This window comes from Rhizobium sp. USDA 3886 (assembly GCF_056279785.1).
Map to the genome: position 1 here is coordinate 1971107 of NZ_JBWCDC010000003.1, position 20023 is coordinate 1991129.

A 20023-nucleotide genomic window follows, 5' to 3' on the forward strand; every position below is an offset into this window, starting at 1 on the left:
GGTTCGGCATTTTGATAATCTTCCTTGATCTCGTAGCTGTCAAGCAGGAATCAAGGATTGCGAATTCTGAAAAATTTCCCTGCAACTTCGGGATAACCAAGATCCATGTGTTGCATAGGCGAAAAGAATCTGACACAAGAGCGTCATAGAACCGGTTCGATCATAATGGCAACCATCCGAGATGTCGCGCGCCTTGCGGGAGTTTCGATCTCGACCGTCTCGCTCGCGCTCAACAGCCCGAAGCGGGTCGGGATCGAGACGCTCGACCGCATCCAGCAGGCCGTAAAAGCGACCGGTTATCGTATCGACCCGGTGGCCCAGACCCTGGCACGGGGACGCAGCTCGCTGATCGGCTTTGTCTCGGCCAATCTGGGCAACATGTTCTTTGGCGACATCCGCCGCGAGATAGAACACCAGGCGCTGGACAACGGTTATTTCGTCCTGATCGCCGACTCATCCGGTAAGGCGGACCTCGAGCGGGCGTTGCTGGAGCGGCTGGAAGCGCAGAGGATGGCCGGCATCGTGCTGGCTGCAAACGGGCGCGGGAACGACTACGCCGCATTCCTGCGCGACTTCAAGATCCCCATCGTCATGTTCGACCAGAAGGTGGAAGGCGCCGAGCGCGATTTCGTCGGCTCCGACAACCCGCTCACCACCGCCATCCTGACGGAACACCTGCTGCAGCTCGGCCACAGACGCATCGCCTTCATCTCCGGCCCGGCCGGTCTGCACACCGCCGACGAGCGCCTGAAAGGCTATATGGACACGATGGCCGGTGCCGGCGTGGACATCGACCCTTCGCTGGTGGTCGAAGGGGGCTACACGCGGACGGGCGGCTACAGGCAAGCGATGCGCCTGCTCGCCCGCCGCGATCGGCCGACCGCCATCATCGGCGCCAACAACATGATGGGCCTTGCAGCGCTTCAGGTGATGCAGGAGATGGGCTTCCGCTGCCCGGACGACGTGTCGCTGGCGATGGTCGACGACGTGCCCTGGAGCAGCGTGATCACGCCCCGCATCACGATGGTCGTGCAGGACGCCCAAAAGCTCGGCGAACTGGCGGCACAGCGCCTGCTGGCAAGAATCCAGAGCTCCGAGGGAGCCGCCGCGCCGCCGCAGGACCTCATCCTGACGCCGAGATTTGTGCGCGGTGACTCAACCAGACGTCTCTGACGTGTTTTCCAGAAAAACTATGCTGTGTGGTGCTCGTACCAGGCGGATCGGCGGCTGTCGATCGATCCGTGGGATGGACAATGCGCATGCCGCGCGCGGGCGCACGATAAGGCAGCCTTGAATAATGGAAATCTTATGATACATTAATGGCCGTAACGTATCATAAGATTTGCATTATGAAGACAAAAGTAACGATAAGTCCAGCCACTAGACGAGAGTTGCGCACCTTGGGCACGCAGCTCCGCGAAGCTCGCTTACGTCGAGAACTTCCCCAATCCCTTATAGCCGAAAGGGCATCCCTAAGCCGACCGACGATTACGCGGATCGAAAATGGCGATCCCAGCGTAAGCATCGGATCATATGCGATGGTGATGCAGGCACTAGGATTGATCGACGGATGGGGCAACGTCGAAGACAAGCTCGGCGAGGTACTAGCCGAGGAGCAGTTGCGCAAGCGCGCGCCGAGGGACGGGACATGACGATCGATGTCTACATTGACGCATATGGCGTCAGCCGCAAGGTTGGAACACTGCGCCGACATGCAGGCGCAGGACGCGAGCGCGTCACATACGAACACGACGACGCATGGCTCAACTCGCCAGAGGCGTTCCAGTTCGACCCGACGCTTCCGCTTAGACGCGGCGTGTTACACCCGGGCGCGAATAAGCTGATGTTCGGCACTTTGGGAGACAGCGCCCCCGATACGTGGGGAAGAACCCTTATGCGCCGCCGGGAAAACCGAGAAGCGAAGCGGGAAGGCAGAGCCCCGCGCACTCTCCATGAAGCCGACTACCTTCTAGGGGTATCAGACGAAACCCGTTTAGGCGGTATACGATTTTCCGTGGAAGGTACGTTTCAGTCGCCGCAGTCGAAGGGAGTTCCGACGACCGTGGCTTTGGGCGATCTCCTAGCCGCGGCCCAAAGGATCGAACGAGGCGAGGAATCCGATGAAGACTTGATGTTGATCTTCGCCCCTGGCTCTTCGCTTGGTGGAGCGCGGCCAAAAGCATCCGTATTCGATCAACACGGCAACCTTTCGATAGCGAAGTTCCCAAAGGAGCTGGACAAATACTCGGTGGAAAGATGGGAGGCCATTGCAATGGACATTGCCGCCGCCGCGGGCATCGAAACGGCGCGCCACGAACTGGTTCAGGCGGCCGGCCATACAGTGTTCCTGTCCCAGCGCTTCGACAGGATAAGACAAGCGGGAGAGGAAACGCATAGGATTCCCTTCGTGTCAGCGATGGCGGTTACCGAACATAATGACGGGGATAAGGACTGCAGCTACCTTGAAATCGTTGATGCCATCAATACCTTCGGCGCGAAGCCCGCTCACGACCGCGCCGAACTCTTTCGCAGGATAGCGACCAACATCCTGATATCGAATGTTGACGATCATTTCCGCAATCATGGGTTCCTGTGGGCCGGCAAGAAGGGATGGCAGCTCAGTCCCGCCTATGACCTGAACCCCAACGCGAGCAGCATTCGGGTTCTCTCCACGAGGATCGATTTTGAGGATGGGACCGCATCGATCGATTTGTTGCGGTCGGTTGCCGAGTACTTCGTCACGATGGTCGATGCCGACGCAATCATCGCGGAATGCAGAGCCGTGACATCGCGGTGGCGTGACTTCGCCCACGCACGAGGCGCGCCGCCATCAGAGGTCCGAATGATGGAGACTGCTTTCGAACACGAGGAAACCCGCTGACGGGCGAAGACGTCCGCCATTATGGCAAGCGGAGCTCGTCTCCACCTTTCCAGCCGGAGCGGACCGCTTGCCGCCCTTTAGCCGCCGCGCCGGCTCGATCTGGCGAAGATGGCCGGCAGGCGTTCGCCATCAATGCGCACTTTTTGTGTCATGGGCATTCCAACTCCAAGTAAGCCGCGTTGTGAAAGTCGATCTCCAGCTGCTGGACCCGGCCGAAGATGGCGCTGAGCCGCGTGCGTTCGGCAGGATCGAGCGTGTCGCCCGCGAGATCCAGTTCGGTCTTCAACCAGCGCGCCTGTGCAGCGAAATCCTCGTGTCCGTGGAGGTCCACCCATTCCTTGAGCAACGGATCGCTGATCCGGCATTCGGCGGCCTGCCTGGACCAGGTCCAGTACATCCATTCGGCTGCGAACATTGCGGCGATCGTATCGAGGTATTTTCCGGATCTTGCAGTTTCCAGCATGCCGTCGCGGAAGGCTGCCACCTCCGGGCGATTGGTGTCGAAGGCCGAGGGATCGATCCCGAGCAAATTGAACGTCTTCTCGAAATAGGCGATCTGCTGATTGGCAAGCGCATCCAGCACGCCGATCAGCCACCGTTTCTGCGCGATGGTCGCGGCCTCGGCCGTCGCGTGGGCGAAGATCGAAATGGCCGTGTCGACGAAGTCGCCTTCGTAAACAAGGTACCGGTCGAAGACTTCCTTCGACAGCCGGTCCGCCTTGATGTCCTCGACAAAGCGGTGACTGACCATCGCCTCGAAGACGGCGCGGTTTTCCCGGATGATCTGGTCCGAAAGGCTCTCCAACATGCGGCTCATCGCTTCAATGCCGGTGCGGCCGCGGCGACGAAAGCCTTGACCCGTTCGATGTCCACCGGGCTCCACCACACGCCGCCATGCTTCAGCGACGACGCGACGATGACGCCGTTGGTGCGCTTTAGGATCTCGACGATATTCTCCTTGCTGACACCCGACCCGACCAGCAACGGCAAATGGGTGGCGGCGCCGATCTCCTCAATCTCCTCGATGCTCGCCGTGCTGCCGGTGCGCTGCCCGGTGGCGATGACGGCATCGGCATCGAAAAATGCGAGGTCGCGGGTCAACTCCTGGATCGTGCGGTCGGCCGTTATGGCATGGGCACCGTGCTTGACATGGCTGTCGGCGAAAACGCGGATATGTTCGGCTCTCAGCATGGAGCGGTAACGCATCGCTTCGGCCGCGCGTCCTTCCATGAAACCCTCGTTCGCTACATAGGCATTGGCCCACTGGTTGACACGGATGAACTTCGCGCCGCCGGCCATGGCTATTGCGAACGATGGGATCGGCGCATTCGCGAGGACGTTGATCCCGAGGGGGACACCGACGGCGCGGGCGATGCGATCGGTGATGACGGACATGAAGGCCGCGGTCTCGGGGCCGATATCCTCCGGCTTCGAGAAAGGGATGTCGCCATGGTTTTCGATGATCAAGCCGTGCATGCCGCCTTCAATCAGGGCCTCCGCATCACGCATGCAGGCGTCGTAGATGGCGTTCATCGCCTCACCACGATAGCGCGGCGCTCCGGGGAAGGCGGGGCAATGGATCATGCCGATCAGCGCCTTGTCAGTCCCGAATATTTCCCGTATGGCGCTTGAGGTCTTGTCGGATATTTCCTGCATCTGTTTCCCTTTTCGAAAGCCAGTTATGCGTGCTTATGTCATCGGCAACGTCACAGTGGACGAAACTATTTCCGTATCGGCCATGCCAGAGGCAGGCGCCTCGATCCTTGGCCGCGAGGAGACCCGTGATCTGGGCGGCAAGGGTGCGAACCAGGCCGTGGTGATGGGCCGCGCAGGCCTTGCTGCTACGCTGGTTGCGGCCGTCGGCGAAGATTTTCGCGCCGAGACCATCCGCAGCCAGTTGGCCGAAGAGCCAGTCGAGGCCAGACTGATCCAGCTGGCCGGCAAGGCAAGCGATTTCTCCATCATCTTCACGACCCCCGACGGTGAGAACGCCATTGTCACGACCACGGATTCGGCCGGTTCGCTGACGCTTGCGGAGGCGGTCGCTCCGCTTGCCGAAAGCATCCCCGGCGATCTCCTCGTCCTGCAAGGCAATCTCACCGACGAGGTTACCCGCGGCATCCTTGAAGAAGCCAGGCATCGCCAGCTGCTCACAGCCTTCAATCCATCCCCCCTTCGCCCCTTCTTCACCGGCCTCTGGCCGCTCGTCGATTTTGCCTTTCTGAATAAAGGCGAGGCCGAGAGCCTGACCGGAACCGCAGGCCAAGCTGCCGCCTCGGTCCTGATCTCCGCGGGGGTCAAACACGTGGTCCTGACCCTCGGCGGCGAAGGCGCGATGCTTGCGAGCGAAAGCGGCGCGCTGACGATTCCGGCGACACCCGCCGGCGTCATCGATACGACAGGTGCTGGCGACACGTTCATGGGCGTCACGCTCGCGTCTGCTGCCTTGCGGGGCGTGCCGATCGACGCACGCGCCGTAAGCCACGCGACCGCCGCCGCTGCCCTCACCGTCAGCCGGCGGGGAACCCGATCTGCGTTTCCCACCAAGGCCGAACTTCGTTCCATTCTCGCCGGCTGATCCTTCAGCGCGCCTCCGTCATCCAGGCAAGAAGATTGATCCACAAGCGTCCATAGCCCTTCCATTCGCAAAAACCCGGCGACAGCCAGTGAGGGCCGATGTCGGAGGTCCAGGCGGCCGTGCGGCCCTTGCCGTGCGAACCGATTACCAGCAACGGATGGCTCCCTTGATCCTCTGGCAGACGAGCAAGAACCTCGACATCGGGGCGGTCGCGCACTTCCACCTCGTTGACGCCGAGAAGCAGCGGCCATTCGCCGTTAAGGCCGGCCATGACGGGATGCTCCGGCTTCAGCACGACGGCGGTCGAGCCCTCCGGCATTTCGACGCGGTCGTCATAGGCAAGGCAGGTGACCGGCAGGACATCTTCAACCGGCGTGCGGCGCCAGCGCGCCTTGCCGTCGATGCCCTGGAACGAGAAGTAGCCGCCGACCATCAGCAGGCCGCCGCCTTTTTCGACCCAGGCCTTGATGAGTTTCAGCCGGTTCGGCACTGTCTTCGAATGCAGCCAGACCGCCGGTGGCAGTAGCAGCGAGTTTGCCCCGATATCGGAAAGGATGATCGCATCATAGGCGTCGAGCCCGGCCATATCGAAGGGGAATTTTTCGACGGCCTCATGCGCCGGCATATAAGTCAGTTCGAACTCGCTGCCTTCGAGCGCCTTTACCAGCGGCTCGGCGCCCAGATGGAAGGTGACGCTGCCGAACTGGTCGAAACCCTTGTAATGGGTTGCCGAGCTGACCCAGCTTTCACCGACGAGGAGCACTTTCTTTGTCATTGTCTTACCGTATCTTACCGTTTCTTTGAGGAGTTCCGGCCGTCAGGCAGAGGCTTGGAAGACCGAACGCGGGTTGTCGCGCATCATCCGGCCGATGACCGCGTCATCGAGGCCATGCCGTTTCAGGCGCGGTAGGAAATGTTTGAGAATATAGGCATAGCCGTTGCCGCCGTATTTCGTCAGCATCATCTTCAGGAAGACGTCATGGGAGAGCAGGACGCGGTCGCCATGCCCCATCCCCACGAGCCTGACGATGGCGCGCGCGGCCTCCTCGTCGCTCGGGCACTGCACCTGCTGGTCCCCATAGAAGAAATCCATGCCGATCATGTCATACTCCAGGAATGCGCCGCGTGATGCGATCTCGCTCTGATAACCGAGATCGTCATGCGACGGGTTCATGTGGCAAAGTACGGTGTGGCGAAGATCGCCGCCCTCTTCCGCCACGATGTCGAGCACCTTGTGGCCGAGCCGGAACCAGCCGGGCAGATGCACCATCAGTGGAAGGCCTGTGCGGCGATGAGCCTGGGCCGCACCGCGCAGCGACTTTTCTTCCTCCGCTGTGAAATCGGAAGAAACGCCAATCTCGCCGATCAGGCCAATCTTCACATCCGTGGCGTCAGCACCCTCGATCGCCTCGCGGACGATCTCGTCGGCGATTTGCGTCACACCCATGCCCGCCACCTTGGCCGGATGCGACGACGCAAGGTAGTAGCCCGCACCCATCACGATATTGAGCCCGGTCGACTTGGATATGCGTCGGAGCGCCAGCGGGTCGCGGCCGATGCCCTGGCATGTCGGCTCGACGACCGTCCTGCCGCCTTCTCTCGCGAAATCCTTGAGCTCGGCGATCGCCAGCGCCTCGTCGTCCAGCGTTATATTGTGCTTGTTGACGAACGGATCCTGCCGGAGCTCACCGAGGATTTCCATGCACACGAAGCCGTCGGCGAGATATTGCCGCTCCGGCGTCTTCGGCGCATGCCACCAGCAGCGGCAGTCGTTGAGGATATGCTCGTGCATCAGCGTGACGCCGAGCCCATCGGTCGGGACCGGTCCGGCAACGGTCATCACCTTGCCGGAGCGAATATGGCCTTCAGAGAGTTCGGCTGCCATCGATCAGCCCTTTCTCTTGCCGCCGAAACGGAAACTGGTGGTGAAGATGCGGGTATTGAGCCAGATCGCCAGGAGGATGATCGCGCCGGTGACGATCTGCGTGAAGAACGGCGAGATATGCATCAGGATGAGCCCATTGCCGATCACTGCGATGGTCAGCGTGCCGAGTACCGTGCCGAGGATCGTACCGCGGCCGCCCATCAGCGACGTGCCACCGAGCACCACGGCCGCGACCACCTGCAATTCGAAGCCGACGGCCGCGTTCGATGATCCGGAGCCAAGACGTGCAGCGATCAATAATCCGGCCAAGGCCGACGCCACGCCGGAGACGAGATAGACGGAGGCGACGATCCATTGCGCCGGCATGCCGACGCGGCGGGCCGCTTCCATGTTAGAGCCGACCGCCACGACCTGTCGTCCGTATTTCGTCGAGGAAATTACGACATAACCGATGGCAGCGACGAGAATGGCGATCAACGCCGGCACCGGCAGCCCCACGAGCTGGCCGCGTCCCAGCCAGAAAAAGCCCGGGACGTCCTTGATCGGGATCGAATATCCCTGGGTCAGATAAAGCGCCAGGCCGCGCAGGATGGAGAGCCCCGCCAACGTGACGATGAAGGCCGGAATGCCCTGGTAGGCGACGAACCATCCCTGGACCAGGCCCATCAGCGCACCAAAGGCCAGCATACCGAAGACGACGACAGGCCAGGGATAACCCATGGCGAGGATGATCGCCGCCACGGCATTGACGAGCGCCACCTGGGAGCCCACCGACAGATCGATGCCGCCGGTGACGATGACCAGGGTCATGGCGACTGCCACGACGAGAATCGGCGCCGCCTGGCGTATGACGTTCAGAATGTTTCCGGTCGTCATGAATGTGTCGGTGGTAATCGAGAAGAACACCATGCAGGCGAGGAAGAAAAAGGCGATCGAAAGGACCTGCGCATGTTCGCTGACGAAATCGGCAAGCGGCGAGCCCTTGGCGCGTTCAGTGTAGACTGTCACTGTCTTTCCCCTCCGACAATGAGCTTTACCAGATCCTCGAGATTGGTCTTGCCGATATCGCGCTCGGCGACCTTGGTGCCCTCATACATGACGGCGATACGGTCACAGACACGGAAAAGGTCCTGCAGACGATGGGTAATGAGTACGACCGAAACGCCCTTCGCCTTGACGCGATTGATCAGCGAAAGCACGGCTTCCACCTCCGCAACAGCAAGTGCTGAAGTCGGCTCGTCCATGATCAGGACCTTGGGGTTGAAGGAAGCGGCGCGGGCAATTGCAATTGCCTGGCGCTGGCCGCCGGAGAGCTTTTCGACCTTGGCCGTCAACCTCGGGATACGGATTTCCAAGGCGTCGAGCATCTTGCGCGCTTCGGCAAGCATTGTCGCACGATCGAGGAAAGGACCCTTGGTGATTTCTCGGCCGAGAAAGAGATTACCGACGACATCGATATGATCGCAGAGGCTCAAGTCCTGGAAGACCATCTCGATATTGCGCGAGCGAGCCTCGGCGGGGCCGGAAAACCGTACCTCCTCCCCGTCGATCGAGATCGTTCCGCCGTCGGGAATATAGGTCCCGGAGACGATCTTGGTGAGTGTTGACTTCCCCGCTGCATTGTCGCCGACAAGCCCGAGGCATTCGCCGGGATAGAGGTCGAGGTCGACACCGCGCAACGCCTGGTGCGAGCCGAAGGTCTTGCGAATATCGCGAAGCGACACGCGCGGCAGTCTTCCCGCCTCCCCGGACTGCCGGGAGAGCATGGCTCCCCCGGCCCCGGAGACAGCGCTTGAGTGCTGTCCATTCGCGATCATTTAAAAACGGCCCTGTAGGGTTCGACATTCTCCTTGGTGACGATGGTGACCGGAATGGCGATGTTTTTCTCGACCGAACCGCCATCCGAGATCTTCTTCAAGGCATCGACGGCAGCGGCACCCATGGCTGCCGGATCTTGCTGGATCACGGCTGCGACGTAACCTGCGTCGATGCCGGCGATCGCCTGGGCGGTTAGATCCCAGCCGAACACCTTGATGGTGTCCTGTTTGCCCTGGCTTTCAACAGCTGCGATGGCGCCCATCAGCGCCGGTTCGCCCGTCGCATAGACGGCCGTCATGTCCGGATTGCCGGTAATCAGGTTTTCGGCGGCGGCCAGCGCATTGTCTTGGATGTTCTGGCCGTCGACGACGCCTGCCTTTTCAATACCGGAGACACCTTCCAATGTCTTTTCGAAGCCTTCCTGGCGGACGTTCTGGATGAACGAATTCAGCGCGCCGACGACCCCGATCTTCGCCTTGCCGTCCATGCTTGCCTTGACATAGTCGAGGAAGAACTTGCCCATGTCGGCGCCGGCCTTGGCATTGTCGACGCCAATCTGTGCTTTTTGCGGGCCATCGGGGAGGATGGCGTCGATCGCCACGACGGGGATGCCGGCGTCTGCCGCCTGCTTGACGGCCGGCATGATGCCGTTGACGTCGATGGCAACGACGGCAAGGCCGGCGACCTTTTGCTGGATGTAGGTTTCGATCGCGCTGTTCTGGGCAGCCGGATCGTTGTTGGCGTTGAAGATCACGAGTTTTGCGCCCGCGGCATCGGCCGCCTTCTGGGCGCCCTCGTTCATCTGGTTGAAGAACAATGCCTGCTGGTTGATCTGCACCAGCGCGAAGGTCTTTTCCTGCGCCTTTGCGCCAAGCCCTGCGAGCGAGGCGGCTGCCAGTGCTGTGAAGCCGAGTGTGATTGTAAATGTTCTGCGTTTGATCGTCCGGTCCATGTTCTCATCCTCTGGTTCTTTTTTGCCCATTGCATTTATGGCTTCGCAGGCGGCGCAACGGAATTCCGCACAACGATTTCGACCGGCAGGAGTTCCTCCTGAGAGGACGGAGCCCGCTCCTGCCAGTTCGTCTCAAGAAGCAGCGAGAGTGCGCGCTGGCCGATCTTCCGAACGGGCTGGCGGATGGCCGTCAGCGGCGGCGCAAAAAGATGCAGCGGTCCGACGTCATCGAAACCGATGACCGATACGTCTTGCGGGATCGAAACGCCCTCGCCGCGTAAGACCTCGATGAGGCCGATGGCGATCTCGTCCGAACTCGCGAAGATCGCGCTGGCAGGCATTCCTTCGCCGATAAAGCGCCTGGCGGCTTCCCGCCCGAAGGCAACGGTGTATTCGCCCTTGTAATTGAGGAAGGCGGCATCAGCGCCCCACCGTTCACGCACACCTCTTTCGAGCCCATGGAAACGGCGCTGAGCACTAATCATCCGTTCAGGCCCCCCTACGAACAGGACGCGGCGATGCCCCGTTTCGGCAAGATGCTGCCCCGCGAGATAGCCGCCCCTTTCATTGTCGCAGAAGAGCTTCGGCGCCAGTGCATCCGGCACGTCTTCGTCGACGACGACGACTTTGCCGGTGCGGTTGATGAGCGCACCAAGCTGTCCGTCGTCCGGATGGTTGGTGACGAAGATCAATCCGTCGACATGATTGCGCTCGATAAGCTGGAGATAGACGATCTCGCGGCCCGGTCGGTTCAAGGTCGCATAGAGCGAAACGGCAAGCCCGCGGCGATCCGCCTCCTCCTCAACCGCCGCAACCAGCGTTGCGAAGAACGGATTGGCGATGTCAGGCACCACGAGGCCGATCGTATCGGAGCGGCCGCGGCTCAGGCGCCGTGCATGCGGATTGGGCTGATAGTTGAGGTCGCGGATCGCATCCTCGATTCGCTTCCTCGTCTCGTGGGGAAGTGCCAGCGAGCCGTTCAGCAGCCGCGAAACCGTCGTCACGGAAACGCCAGCAGCACCCGCGACATCCTTCAGGCTCGTAACCCGTTCATTCGCCATGACAGTCTGTAAACCGCTTTAGTAAACCGATTTACTATTTAGCCCACCGATGCTTTCATGAGTCAAGCGGACTTTGCGCGCGTTGTTGCAGGCGCCGAACCACCGGCGCCGTCGCCTCACTGCAATTGCGGCTTTCTAAGAAAGCTGCTGCGGTCGGCCGACTTGATACGCAACCAGGCCTCGCGCCCATCGCGCAATATTCTCATGGGGATCTCCACGCCCGCGGGACCGCTCTTCCAGAGCTTGCGGTAAAAATCGGCAAGGCCGTCAACCTCCCCATCGCGAATCTCCGAGATGATGTCGCCCTGACGCAAGCCCGCTTGGGCCGCCGGCCCTCCTTCGGCCACACTCATCACGACGACGTCGCCGTTGCTTTCGGCAGAGAAGGCCCCGAGCCACGGGCGCGGCGGCTTGTTGACTTGGCCGCGGGTGAGGAGGTCATCAAGAATTGGCGGCAGCAGGTCGATCGGCACGATCATGTTTATGTCGGCACTCTCTCCCCTTTGGCTCATTTGCAGGCGAAGCGAGCCAACGCCCAGAAGCTTGCCGTCGGAGCCGATGAGTGCTGCACCTCCCCAGGAGGGGTGTGCCGGCGCGATGAAAATCGCCTCGTCCAGCAAGTATTCCCAATAGCCGGCGAATTCCTGCTTCGCGACAATTTGTGCCTGCACGAACTGACCGATCCCATCAGCGAGCATGACCGGAGCACCGAGCTGCGCTTCAGCCGCATCGCCAAAATCCAATGCGGGAACCTCAAGCGACCCAAGCGCCTGTACCAGACCGAAGCCGGTTTCCTGATCGTAGGCAAGGGCATGAGCCGGAACGACATACCCGTCATTGCGTGTCAGCCAAACTTCCTCGGCCTCGGTGATCAGATAGCCGATCGTGAGCACCAACCCATTTTCCCGGATCACCACGCCACTCCCCTCCCTTTGGGTGCCCAGCGTCGTCGCCGTGAAGGCATCTTCGGGAATTGAGGCGCGAACGGCCACGACAGACCGCAAAATCCTATCGATATTCATGCTTTCGTTCCTGTTGGGGCAAGATTTACGCACAGGAGGCTTCAACCGCTGGCACGCGGGCGCCTGACTCTAAGATACGGCGCGCCACAGAGCAGCACAAGCCTTGGTGCCAATCTGCTTTCGGCCGATGCCGCATTTGAGGAGAGATCGATGTGCGCCGACACGCAACTGTCCTTCAATGTGACGCATGACAGAGCGTACGTGAAGGATTGACGTTTCGTACACCACAACAAGAACTCGCAGAGCTCCATCCCTTGTCAGCACAGTGGCACCGTCTCAGATGAGAAGAGGAATGTGCTGCGTCCGAGTCTGCCAATGAAAATCATCGAGTTAGCCAGTTCTGCGTCCCGTCCTGTTTATGCCGTTGGCGATGTTCATGGAATGGCCGGCTTGCTCGAAGTTCTGTTAGCGACAATTGACGAAGACGCGGACAAAAGCGGCGCGAAGCCGCGGATCGTTTTCCTTGGCGATATCGTCGACAGAGGACCGGAAAGCCGCCGGGCGATGGAACTCGTGCACGGGACCCTTCAGCAGCGTGAGGGATCGCAACTCATTCTCGGAAATCACGACTACCTGTTCCGCGAGGCGTTGAATAATCATCTCGGCGATCTCGCTCTTGATCATTGGGTGTCAGGCCTCGGCGGAAAGGCGACCCTTCGGTCGTATACCCACCGCATGCCGGGCTGGGCAGGAGAGCTGCCGGATATGCTGCTTCCTCGATACGCGCATCATCTGGCATTGCTAAATCAGGCCGCGGACATGGTCATCGTGAACGGCTATTGCCTCGTCCATGCCGGGATCGATCCGAAGAGACCGCTTACCGAACAGAACGAGGACGATCTTCGCGAAATACGCGAAGACTTCCTCGATGCCCCCGAGCCACTCGAAAAAGTCGTGGTGCATGGGCACACGATCACAGACTCCGAACTCCCGGAAATCCATTCGAACCGGATAGCGATCGATACGGGCGCCTATCGCACCGGACGCCTGTCAGCCGTCGTGATTGCCGGCAATAGCGAGCCGCGCTTTCTGTATGTCTCCCACTCCGACTAGATTCAATCCACATTCAGGATTCCATTTGGTGATGAGTTCTGGCCCACTGAGTTCCGGATTTATATGGTTCGAAGCGATCGGATGGGCGTAAACCGGTATGCGAGGCGTAGAAGCACGGTCGGGGCCGGCGATACGCGCGGGTCGGTGCTGATCATCGCGAGAATTGTCCGATCGCTGATGGAATTGACCTTCCTCCAGGAGCGGCGATATTGGCCCTATGACGAATGGTTCGGAACGGCCCTCGGACAGCTTGCCGCAGGAGACGGAACGCCCCTTCACAGTCACCGCACCTGCGACGAAGTGATCTACGTCGCATCGGGCGATTGCTATGACGGTCCGGATCCGGATGGTGCCCTGACGCGCGATCAGTTCGTCACTCTCCTTGAGGATTTCGCCGTGCGCAACGCGCTGCCGATCGAACCGGATACTGCGGTAAGCGAACTCACGCACGAGAATGGCGCTTATCGGCTAACCACCTCACGCGGCACGCTTTGGGCGCGCAATGTGATCGTCGCAAGCGGCAGCCTGAATTGTCCGGTGCGCCCGGTCTGGGCCGCTGCGTTGCCGCCCGCTCTCCGCCAAATCGATGCTTCCGGCTACCGCAGCGCCGCCGATCTCCCCGGTGGAGCGGTGCTGGTGGTCGGAAGCGGCCAATCAGGTGTCCAGATCGCGGAGGAGTTGGCGGACGCGGATCGAGCACTCTTCCTTGCCACCAGTCGTGTCGGACGGCTCCCACGGCGCTATCGAGGCCGCGACATCATGGTCTGGCTCCTCGAAAGCGGGTTTCTCGATGTGCGACGAGAGGAGGTCATTCGACTTGCGGGACGCATCCCGCCTCGTGGTGTGCTCGGGTCGGTGCGCACGATATGCCTTCAGGCGCTGAGCGCACAGGGTATCGTGCTTCTTGGGCATTTCACTGGCGTCGAGAATGGCGACCGCCTCTCGTTCGCTGACGATCTCGAAGCGAATGTTCGCTTTGCAAATGAAGCCTCCGAAAATGTCAAACGCCATGTCGACGACTATTATCAGCCGCACCGGGATCGATGCACCCGTTGCCGAGCCCGACCCGGCGGAGACGGTCGCGATGCGTCAGCCTAACCCGACGATCGGTTCGCTTGATCTCTCCCGCTCCGGCGTAACGAGCGTGGTGTGGTGCACGGGCTTTAAGGGCGATTTCAATTGGATAAGGCTTCCCGGTGCGCTCGACAGCGCGGGACAGCCTGCTCACGAGGATGGTGTGGCCGCCCTGCCAGGCCTCTACTTCACCGGGTTGGATTTCGCCTCCACCCGCAAGTCAGGCATCATCTTGGCGACCGCCGAGGAAGCACCTCGCCTTGTTGAACACATCGTAGAGCATTCGTGACCGTCTTTGGCGCTTTCCCGCCGAGCCGTTCATCCCTGTCGGCCCGAAGCGGACACTCGACATACCTCAGATTTAGAGGACAAGCGAATTGGGGGACTGGCTGGCTTGGGCGTGGCCTATTAATTTGGTCGGGGCTTTACCAAGGTGGCCCCATGGATGTACAAAACAGCCGCGACAGCCGGGGGGGAAAATTATGGGGCATCAGTATATTTCGCTCGGCGCAGCGTGCAATGCTGCGACGATGATCAAAAAGCTGGGCCTGAGAAAGACGTCCTATCCGTTTGATTGGCTACTTAATCTTGATAGCGGTCTCGCATCCGTCACCGAGATGATTCAGGATGACTTTCACAAGGTCTGCGCACCCGATTGCTACATGCCCGCAAGCCATTCGATCGTCACAACTGAGGTAGTCGCGTATCGGGATTATCCGACCGTACTGCACATCCACACCAATCCGATGTCGAAGACCGGCGAACATGATGAACTGGTCCGGCGGTTTGACCGCTTTCGCCGTACTCTGAGATCGAGAGATAAGCTGCACTTCGTGTACTATCGCAATCTCGCCGCCGCACGGCTGACCGATCCGTCCGCCACGGCGCAACAGGTGCTAAGGCAGCTAATCGACGAGGCGAGTGTCTTTCTCGACACCATATCTGCGTGGCGCGGTGGCGACACCTCTCTGCTTCTTGTCTTGGAAACCGGCATTGAAGACATCGAGCCGGCCTTGATCGCACTGGCGTCAGTGACAGTACCGGATCGCCGCATCCAAGTCGGGCACGCTATCTCACGCTATGATGAGAACCCTGTGTTCAATGATGTCTGGAAACGGCAATGGACCGATCTGCTGCTGAACCGGACGGAGATGCCGTTACACCTCACAGCCCGCGCTCTTGCTAAGGTCTATTTCAGACGGCTGAAGAGCTTCATCAACGGCGACCGCCTGCCTCCCATTTCTTTGCCCTCGCCGCTCACCCATTGAGGAGCGATTCCGTTATAATTCACTCACCTTAAAGGCTGTTTGCGCGGCGACAATCAATCAGGTGAGACTCGTATGAACGATATCCTTAATAAGCTAAAGATGTCCGAAATTGCTATCGGTCCCGTGCTCAGACGCGGCATCGGAACTTCTGAGGCTTTCCCGTGGCGTCTTGGCGAACGAGTCGGTCTATTCGCTCTGCCGGAAGTTGCGGATCCGGTCGAACAGCACGGCAAGCACGATGGCGCCGCCGATGAAAGTGCCCTGCCAGAAGGCATTGATGCCGAGCAAGCCGAGACTGTTGCGGATCACTTCGATCAGAGCGGCTCCGACCAGAGCGCCGAAAGCCGTGCCGACGCCGCCTGCCAGATTGGCGCCGCCGATGACGGCGGCCGCGATGACCTGAAGTTCCATTCCCGCGCCGATATTGGTGGTGACGGCACCGAGCCAGCCGGTCTGAACGATGCCGGCGATCCCAGCCGACAAAGCGGAGATCATATAGACCGCGATCTTGATCCGGCGCACCGGAACGCCGGTCAGTGTTGCGGCGTGCTCATTGCCGCCGATTGCGAAAACATAACGGCCGAACCTGGTCCAGCGCAGCACAAAACCCGTCAGCAGCGCCAGGATGATCATGTAAAGAACGGGGTTAGCGATACCGAGAAACCATGCGCCGCCGCCCAGCGACAGAAGCGCCTCGTGGTCAGGGCCGAACTGGAAGACGACGGTGTTGTTTGACGCGACCATCGCCAGGCTGCGCGCGATCGACAGCATGCCGAGCGTAACCACGAACGGCGGGAAGTTAAGATAGGCGATCAGCACGCCGTTGAACCCTCCGATCACAAGCGCCGTGCCGATCGAGGCGGCAATGCCGATCTCGATGCTGTAGCCGGCATGCATGACAACCGCCAGCACCATGCTGCACAGGCAAAGCACCGAGCCGACGGACAGGTCGATGCCGCCGGTGATGATCACCAGCGTCATGCCGAGCGCGATGATCGCAACGAATGTGACGTTGCGGGTGATGTTGTAGAGGTTTTTCGCCGTAGCGAACGAGTCAGTAGCGAAGGATAGAAAAAGACAGGCGAGAATGACGGCGATCAGGACCCAGAACGTCTGGCCCCCCAGTATCCCCGCAAGCCAGTTCCGCTGCTTCTGTGCAATTGTCTGGTCAAGGGTAATTGCCATCGTCGACCTTCATTTCTGCCGATACCGGTAAGCAGCGCCATCACACCTGTTCGATGGCGCCGGTGATAAGACCTGTGACTTCCTCGGGCGAACTCGCCGCAATCGGCTTGTCGGCGACCTTCCTTCCCCGCCGCATCACGATGACACGATCGGCGACCGTAAAGACGTCAGGCATGCGATGACTGATCAGGACAACTGCAATGCCGCGGTCGCGCAGCTCGCGGATCAGATTCAAAACCTCCGCCACCTGACGGACGGAAATCGCCGCAGTCGGCTCGTCCATCAGCACGATCTTCGCTTCCGACAGCATGGTGCGCGCGATCGCCACCGCCTGCCGCTGGCCGCCCGACATCTTCCTTACGAGATCTCGCGGGCGTGTCTCCGACTTCAGTTCCTTGAAAATCTCTCCGGCCCGTCCGTACATGGTCTTGTGGTCCAGGACCTTCAGTGGGCCGATGCCGCGCCGCAGCTCGCGTCCGAGGAACACATTCGCCGCAGCCGTCAGATTGTTGCAAAGTGCCAGGTCCTGGTGAACGATCTCGATGCCGTGCTGACGCGCCTCCACCGGACGGTGCATGACGATTTCCGCGCCATCGAGACGCATCGTTCCCTCGCTCGGACGGAAGTTCCCCGCGATCATCTTGACCAGCGTCGACTTGCCAGCACCGTTATCGCCCATCAGGCCGACGACCTGCCCCGCCTCCAACGAAAGCGAAACGTCGTTAACTGCCCGGATGGCACCGAAATGTTTGGAGATGTTGGTGAGTTCGAGAACCGCCACCAGCCTGCTAACCTCCCCGATTCCGCGGACTGCCCGTTACCGTCGCTTATTCTTCCTTGGGCAGGCGCACCCTATCTCGCCTGTCCCATTTCCTCCCGGAAAAAGCGATTGAACGCATTTACGCAAAACCTTGCAAGACCGTCAATCAATTGTCCGGAAAATCGGGCCGTCATCACAAAAATCTGTTTTGTATGACAAATTCCATTGACGCCGAAAGCGCGCGCATATTAGCTGTTTCTGGGAGAGAGAGCATGCTGATCCTTGTCACCGGCGCAACGGGCAAGGTCGGGCAGCGCTTCATTGCTGGGCTGCTTGACGATCCGAGATTTTCCAAAGCACGCATCCGCGCGCTGTGTCACAATCGTTTGCTCGAAGAGACCGACCGCGTCGAGGTGGCAAGGGGCTCCATCGCCGACCGCGATGTCGTTGTGGCCGCATTGGAAGGCGTTACCCACGTCCTGCATCTTGCGACCTGTAAGGAAACGCCTGCCGACATCATGGATGTAACGGTCAGGGGGCTCTTCTGGCTTCTTGAAGAATTTCGCGCGAGCGCCACCGCGCAACAATTCATCCTCATCGGAGGCGATGCCGGTGTCGGCCATTTCTACCATCGCCACGACGGACCGATCACCGAGCATGCGCCCCATCGTGCCTATCCGGGAGGCTACGCGCTGTCCAAGGTTCTCGAGGAGGTGATGCTGGAGCAATTCGGTATCCAGTACGGCACCAACGGCTGCTGCCTTCGCGCGCCGTGGATCATGGCAAAGGACGATTTCAAGTACACGCTGTCCTTCGGCAGCGACGTCTTCGGCGGTCCCGACTGGAAGACGCTGGTTCCGGAAGGCGACGCGAGGCGGTATGCGCAAACCGGTGCTGTGCCGCTGCTGCGCGACGCCGACGGGCGTCCGCTGAAGCGCAATTTCGTGCATGTCGACGATCTGGTCTCGGCAATATTGGCGGCAATCGACAATCCCCGCGCCAAGCGCCAGCTCTTCAACATCTGCATGGATCGCCCGGTCGACTATGGCGAGGTCGCCACCTACCTGGCGCGCACGCGGGGCCTTGCGGCTGTCGATATACCAAGCCAGTACCACTCGAACTGGATGGACAACAGCAAGGCCAAATACCTGCTGGGCTGGCAGCCCAGTTACGATCTGGAAAGGCTTATCGACTCGGCCTGGCAATACGAGCGTTCGGAGGATGACCCTCGCATTGTCTGGTATCCGGGTTGATCACGTATGGCGGTCGCGCCGCGCCCGTCTGTTTCAAGGGAGGAAACTATGAGGAAGGCATTATTACTTGCATTCACCGCTCTGGCGCTCACCGCAGGCCCGGCGCTTGCTAAGAAGCAGCTCGTCATCGTCGTGAAGGGCCTCGACAACCCGTTCTTCGAGGCGATCAACCAGGGTTGCCAGAAATGGAACAAGGAAAACCCAGACTCGGAATATGAGTGCTTCTACACAGGTCCGGCATCGACGTCCGATGAGGCCGGCGAGGCACAGATCGTCCAGGACATGCTGGGCAAGGCAGACACGGCTGCGATCGCCATCTCGCCGTCGAACGCCAAACTCATCGCCCAGACGCTCAAGACGGCCAATCCGAGCGTTCCGGTGATGACGCTCGACGCCGATCTCGCGGCAGAAGATGCAGCGCTCCGCAAGACATACCTGGGCACCGACAACTACCTGATGGGGGCCCGCATCGGCGAGTACATCAAGAAGGCCAAACCAAACGGCGGCAAGATCTGCACGATCGAAGGCAATCCGGGAGCCGACAACATCCTGCGCCGCGCGCAAGGCATGCGCGATACGCTCACCGGCCAGAAGGACCTTGCCGCGCTGAAGGGCGAAGGCGGCTGGACGGAAGTCGCCGGCTGCCCGGTCTTCACCAATGACGATGGCGCCAAGGGCGTTCAGGCGATGACCGACATCCTTGCCGCCAACCCGGACCTCGACGCATTCGGCATCATGGGAGGCTGGCCGCTTTTCGGCGCGCCGCAACCCTATCGCGACCTCTTCAAGCCCATGGCCGAGAAGATCGCCAGCAACGAATTCGTCATCGGCGCCGCCGACACGATCGGCGACGAAGTGGCGATAGCCAAGGAAGGGCTTGTCACCGCGCTGGTCGGCCAGCGTCCATTCGAAATGGGCTACAAGGCACCGACCGTGATGATGGACCTGATCGCCGGAAAGCCGGTCGAGGATCCGGTGTTCACCGGGCTCGACGAGTGCACCAAGGAGACCGTCGACACCTGCATCCAGAAATAACGCGTGTCTCGGAGCGCCCAAAACAGTGGGCGCTCCGCTTCCCGGTCATCTCAGCAGACACCGTGTCTCCCGGAATTTTTATAGGTGACGAAAGCTCGCCGCGCTTCCTGTCATCGCAGCGACTTTTGACCTGATCCGTGCTGCAGCATGCGCAGAAACGTCATGAGAACATCGAAAAAACTTCGATTGCAGCGGCGG

21 protein-coding genes are annotated in these 20023 nt (G+C 60.4%); 10 read left to right on the top strand and 11 right to left on the bottom strand.

Annotated features, from left to right (window positions below):
* The first annotated feature begins 165 nt into the window (after positions 1 to 165).
* From ACZ9BX_RS32355 to ACZ9BX_RS32365, 3 genes are all read left to right on the top strand, one after another.
* Positions 166 to 1173: a LacI family DNA-binding transcriptional regulator gene (locus ACZ9BX_RS32355; protein WP_476222359.1), complete on the top strand. Its 1008-nt coding sequence runs from the start codon at positions 166 to 168 to the stop codon at positions 1171 to 1173.
* A gap of 176 nt (positions 1174 to 1349) precedes the next feature.
* Entirely contained in the window at positions 1350 to 1652 is a 303-nt protein-coding gene (locus ACZ9BX_RS32360; RefSeq protein WP_476222360.1) for a helix-turn-helix domain-containing protein, read from the top strand.
* Complete coding sequence (locus tag ACZ9BX_RS32365; protein ID WP_476222362.1) at positions 1649 to 2881, top strand: type II toxin-antitoxin system HipA family toxin; 1233 nt, start codon at positions 1649 to 1651, stop codon at positions 2879 to 2881. Before ACZ9BX_RS32360 ends, ACZ9BX_RS32365 begins: the two co-directional genes overlap by 4 nt.
* Before the next feature lie 148 nt (positions 2882 to 3029).
* Here ACZ9BX_RS32365 and ACZ9BX_RS32370 read toward each other — a convergent pair whose 3' ends face one another.
* Complete coding sequence (locus tag ACZ9BX_RS32370) at positions 3030 to 3689, bottom strand: TenA family protein (protein ID WP_476223106.1); 660 nt, start codon at positions 3687 to 3689, stop codon at positions 3030 to 3032.
* Between the two features lie 5 nt (positions 3690 to 3694).
* Positions 3695 to 4537 (bottom strand): BtpA/SgcQ family protein, encoded by an 843-nt coding sequence (locus ACZ9BX_RS32375; RefSeq protein WP_476222363.1) that lies wholly within the window; start codon positions 4535 to 4537, stop codon positions 3695 to 3697.
* A gap of 25 nt (positions 4538 to 4562) precedes the next feature.
* On the opposite strand from ACZ9BX_RS32375, the gene ACZ9BX_RS32380 reads away from it, so the two are divergent.
* Positions 4563 to 5459, top strand: coding sequence for a ribokinase (locus tag ACZ9BX_RS32380; protein WP_476222364.1), 897 nt, complete (start codon positions 4563 to 4565; stop codon positions 5457 to 5459).
* A gap of 4 nt (positions 5460 to 5463) precedes the next feature.
* On the opposite strand, the gene ACZ9BX_RS32385 is transcribed toward ACZ9BX_RS32380, so the two are convergent.
* The 7 genes from ACZ9BX_RS32385 to ACZ9BX_RS32415 all read right to left on the bottom strand — a co-directional run bounded on the left by ACZ9BX_RS32385 (position 5464) and on the right by ACZ9BX_RS32415 (position 12197).
* Complete coding sequence (locus tag ACZ9BX_RS32385) at positions 5464 to 6234, bottom strand: glutamine amidotransferase (RefSeq protein WP_476222365.1); 771 nt, start codon at positions 6232 to 6234, stop codon at positions 5464 to 5466.
* A gap of 42 nt (positions 6235 to 6276) precedes the next feature.
* Complete coding sequence (locus tag ACZ9BX_RS32390; protein ID WP_476222366.1) at positions 6277 to 7344, bottom strand: phosphotriesterase family protein; 1068 nt, start codon at positions 7342 to 7344, stop codon at positions 6277 to 6279.
* Between the two features lie 3 nt (positions 7345 to 7347).
* Positions 7348 to 8352, bottom strand: coding sequence for an ABC transporter permease (locus tag ACZ9BX_RS32395; protein ID WP_476222367.1), 1005 nt, complete (start codon positions 8350 to 8352; stop codon positions 7348 to 7350).
* Positions 8349 to 9161 (bottom strand): ATP-binding cassette domain-containing protein, encoded by an 813-nt coding sequence (locus tag ACZ9BX_RS32400; protein ID WP_087000486.1) that lies wholly within the window; start codon positions 9159 to 9161, stop codon positions 8349 to 8351. The genes ACZ9BX_RS32395 and ACZ9BX_RS32400 overlap by 4 nt, the downstream gene beginning before the upstream one ends.
* Positions 9158 to 10114 (bottom strand): substrate-binding domain-containing protein, encoded by a 957-nt coding sequence (locus ACZ9BX_RS32405; protein ID WP_476222368.1) that lies wholly within the window; start codon positions 10112 to 10114, stop codon positions 9158 to 9160. The genes ACZ9BX_RS32400 and ACZ9BX_RS32405 overlap by 4 nt, the downstream gene beginning before the upstream one ends.
* A 35-nt stretch (positions 10115 to 10149) precedes the next feature.
* A complete protein-coding gene (locus ACZ9BX_RS32410; RefSeq protein WP_476222369.1) occupies positions 10150 to 11175 on the bottom strand; it encodes a LacI family DNA-binding transcriptional regulator in 1026 nt (341 codons plus the stop codon).
* Positions 11176 to 11291: 116 nt separating this feature from the next.
* On the bottom strand, positions 11292 to 12197 hold the full coding sequence (locus tag ACZ9BX_RS32415; RefSeq protein WP_476222371.1) for a S1C family serine protease: 906 nt from the start codon (positions 12195 to 12197) through the stop codon (positions 11292 to 11294).
* A 315-nt stretch (positions 12198 to 12512) separates the two neighbouring features.
* Here ACZ9BX_RS32415 and ACZ9BX_RS32420 point away from each other — a divergent pair, with 315 nt between their 5' ends.
* The 4 genes from ACZ9BX_RS32420 to ACZ9BX_RS32435 all read left to right on the top strand — a co-directional run bounded on the left by ACZ9BX_RS32420 (position 12513) and on the right by ACZ9BX_RS32435 (position 15592).
* Positions 12513 to 13250, top strand: coding sequence for a metallophosphoesterase (locus ACZ9BX_RS32420; RefSeq protein ID WP_051336581.1), 738 nt, complete (start codon positions 12513 to 12515; stop codon positions 13248 to 13250).
* A gap of 18 nt (positions 13251 to 13268) precedes the next feature.
* Positions 13269 to 14348, top strand: coding sequence for an NAD(P)-binding domain-containing protein (locus ACZ9BX_RS32425; RefSeq protein ID WP_476223107.1), 1080 nt, complete (start codon positions 13269 to 13271; stop codon positions 14346 to 14348).
* A complete protein-coding gene (locus tag ACZ9BX_RS32430) occupies positions 14335 to 14613 on the top strand; it encodes a hypothetical protein (protein ID WP_476222373.1) in 279 nt (92 codons plus the stop codon). The genes ACZ9BX_RS32425 and ACZ9BX_RS32430 overlap by 14 nt, the downstream gene beginning before the upstream one ends.
* A gap of 193 nt (positions 14614 to 14806) precedes the next feature.
* The gene (locus ACZ9BX_RS32435; protein WP_476222375.1) at positions 14807 to 15592 is read left to right on the top strand and encodes a DUF1796 family putative cysteine peptidase; all 786 of its coding nucleotides are present in this window, start codon (positions 14807 to 14809) and stop codon (positions 15590 to 15592) included.
* A gap of 186 nt (positions 15593 to 15778) precedes the next feature.
* Here the strand turns inward: ACZ9BX_RS32435 and ACZ9BX_RS32440 are convergent, their stop codons facing one another.
* Together ACZ9BX_RS32440 and ACZ9BX_RS32445 are read right to left on the bottom strand one after the other, a co-directional pair.
* Positions 15779 to 16777 carry an ABC transporter permease gene (locus tag ACZ9BX_RS32440; protein WP_476222377.1) on the bottom strand — a complete coding sequence of 333 codons (999 nt, stop codon included), beginning with the start codon at positions 16775 to 16777 and terminating at the stop codon, positions 15779 to 15781.
* A 40-nt stretch (positions 16778 to 16817) separates the two neighbouring features.
* Positions 16818 to 17561, bottom strand: coding sequence for an ATP-binding cassette domain-containing protein (locus ACZ9BX_RS32445; protein ID WP_425299050.1), 744 nt, complete (start codon positions 17559 to 17561; stop codon positions 16818 to 16820).
* A gap of 248 nt (positions 17562 to 17809) precedes the next feature.
* On the opposite strand from ACZ9BX_RS32445, the gene ACZ9BX_RS32450 reads away from it, so the two are divergent.
* Positions 17810 to 18790 (top strand): NAD-dependent epimerase/dehydratase family protein, encoded by a 981-nt coding sequence (locus ACZ9BX_RS32450; protein ID WP_132567479.1) that lies wholly within the window; start codon positions 17810 to 17812, stop codon positions 18788 to 18790.
* A 48-nt stretch (positions 18791 to 18838) separates the two neighbouring features.
* Positions 18839 to 19825, top strand: a complete 987-nt coding sequence (locus ACZ9BX_RS32455) for a substrate-binding domain-containing protein (protein WP_027510437.1) — start codon at positions 18839 to 18841, stop codon at positions 19823 to 19825.
* Positions 19826 to 20023: the final 198 nt, after the last annotated feature.

Coding starts and splice junctions, on each gene's coding strand:
- ACZ9BX_RS32365 (WP_476222362.1), top strand. CDS start 1,649: ATGACGATCGATGTCTACATTGACGCATATGGCGTCAGCCGCAAGGTT.
- ACZ9BX_RS32405 (WP_476222368.1), bottom strand. CDS start 10,114: ATGGACCGGACGATCAAACGCAGAACATTTACAATCACACTCGGCTTC.
- ACZ9BX_RS32390 (WP_476222366.1), bottom strand. CDS start 7,344: ATGGCAGCCGAACTCTCTGAAGGCCATATTCGCTCCGGCAAGGTGATG.
- ACZ9BX_RS32430 (WP_476222373.1), top strand. CDS start 14,335: ATGCGTCAGCCTAACCCGACGATCGGTTCGCTTGATCTCTCCCGCTCC.
- ACZ9BX_RS32410 (WP_476222369.1), bottom strand. CDS start 11,175: ATGGCGAATGAACGGGTTACGAGCCTGAAGGATGTCGCGGGTGCTGCT.
- ACZ9BX_RS32420 (WP_051336581.1), top strand. CDS start 12,513: ATGAAAATCATCGAGTTAGCCAGTTCTGCGTCCCGTCCTGTTTATGCC.
- ACZ9BX_RS32440 (WP_476222377.1), bottom strand. CDS start 16,777: ATGGCAATTACCCTTGACCAGACAATTGCACAGAAGCAGCGGAACTGG.
- ACZ9BX_RS32360 (WP_476222360.1), top strand. CDS start 1,350: ATGAAGACAAAAGTAACGATAAGTCCAGCCACTAGACGAGAGTTGCGC.
- ACZ9BX_RS32375 (WP_476222363.1), bottom strand. CDS start 4,537: ATGCAGGAAATATCCGACAAGACCTCAAGCGCCATACGGGAAATATTC.
- ACZ9BX_RS32380 (WP_476222364.1), top strand. CDS start 4,563: ATGCGTGCTTATGTCATCGGCAACGTCACAGTGGACGAAACTATTTCC.
- ACZ9BX_RS32435 (WP_476222375.1), top strand. CDS start 14,807: ATGGGGCATCAGTATATTTCGCTCGGCGCAGCGTGCAATGCTGCGACG.
- ACZ9BX_RS32415 (WP_476222371.1), bottom strand. CDS start 12,197: ATGAATATCGATAGGATTTTGCGGTCTGTCGTGGCCGTTCGCGCCTCA.
- ACZ9BX_RS32385 (WP_476222365.1), bottom strand. CDS start 6,234: ATGACAAAGAAAGTGCTCCTCGTCGGTGAAAGCTGGGTCAGCTCGGCA.
- ACZ9BX_RS32370 (WP_476223106.1), bottom strand. CDS start 3,689: ATGTTGGAGAGCCTTTCGGACCAGATCATCCGGGAAAACCGCGCCGTC.
- ACZ9BX_RS32450 (WP_132567479.1), top strand. CDS start 17,810: ATGCTGATCCTTGTCACCGGCGCAACGGGCAAGGTCGGGCAGCGCTTC.
- ACZ9BX_RS32455 (WP_027510437.1), top strand. CDS start 18,839: ATGAGGAAGGCATTATTACTTGCATTCACCGCTCTGGCGCTCACCGCA.
- ACZ9BX_RS32400 (WP_087000486.1), bottom strand. CDS start 9,161: ATGATCGCGAATGGACAGCACTCAAGCGCTGTCTCCGGGGCCGGGGGA.
- ACZ9BX_RS32355 (WP_476222359.1), top strand. CDS start 166: ATGGCAACCATCCGAGATGTCGCGCGCCTTGCGGGAGTTTCGATCTCG.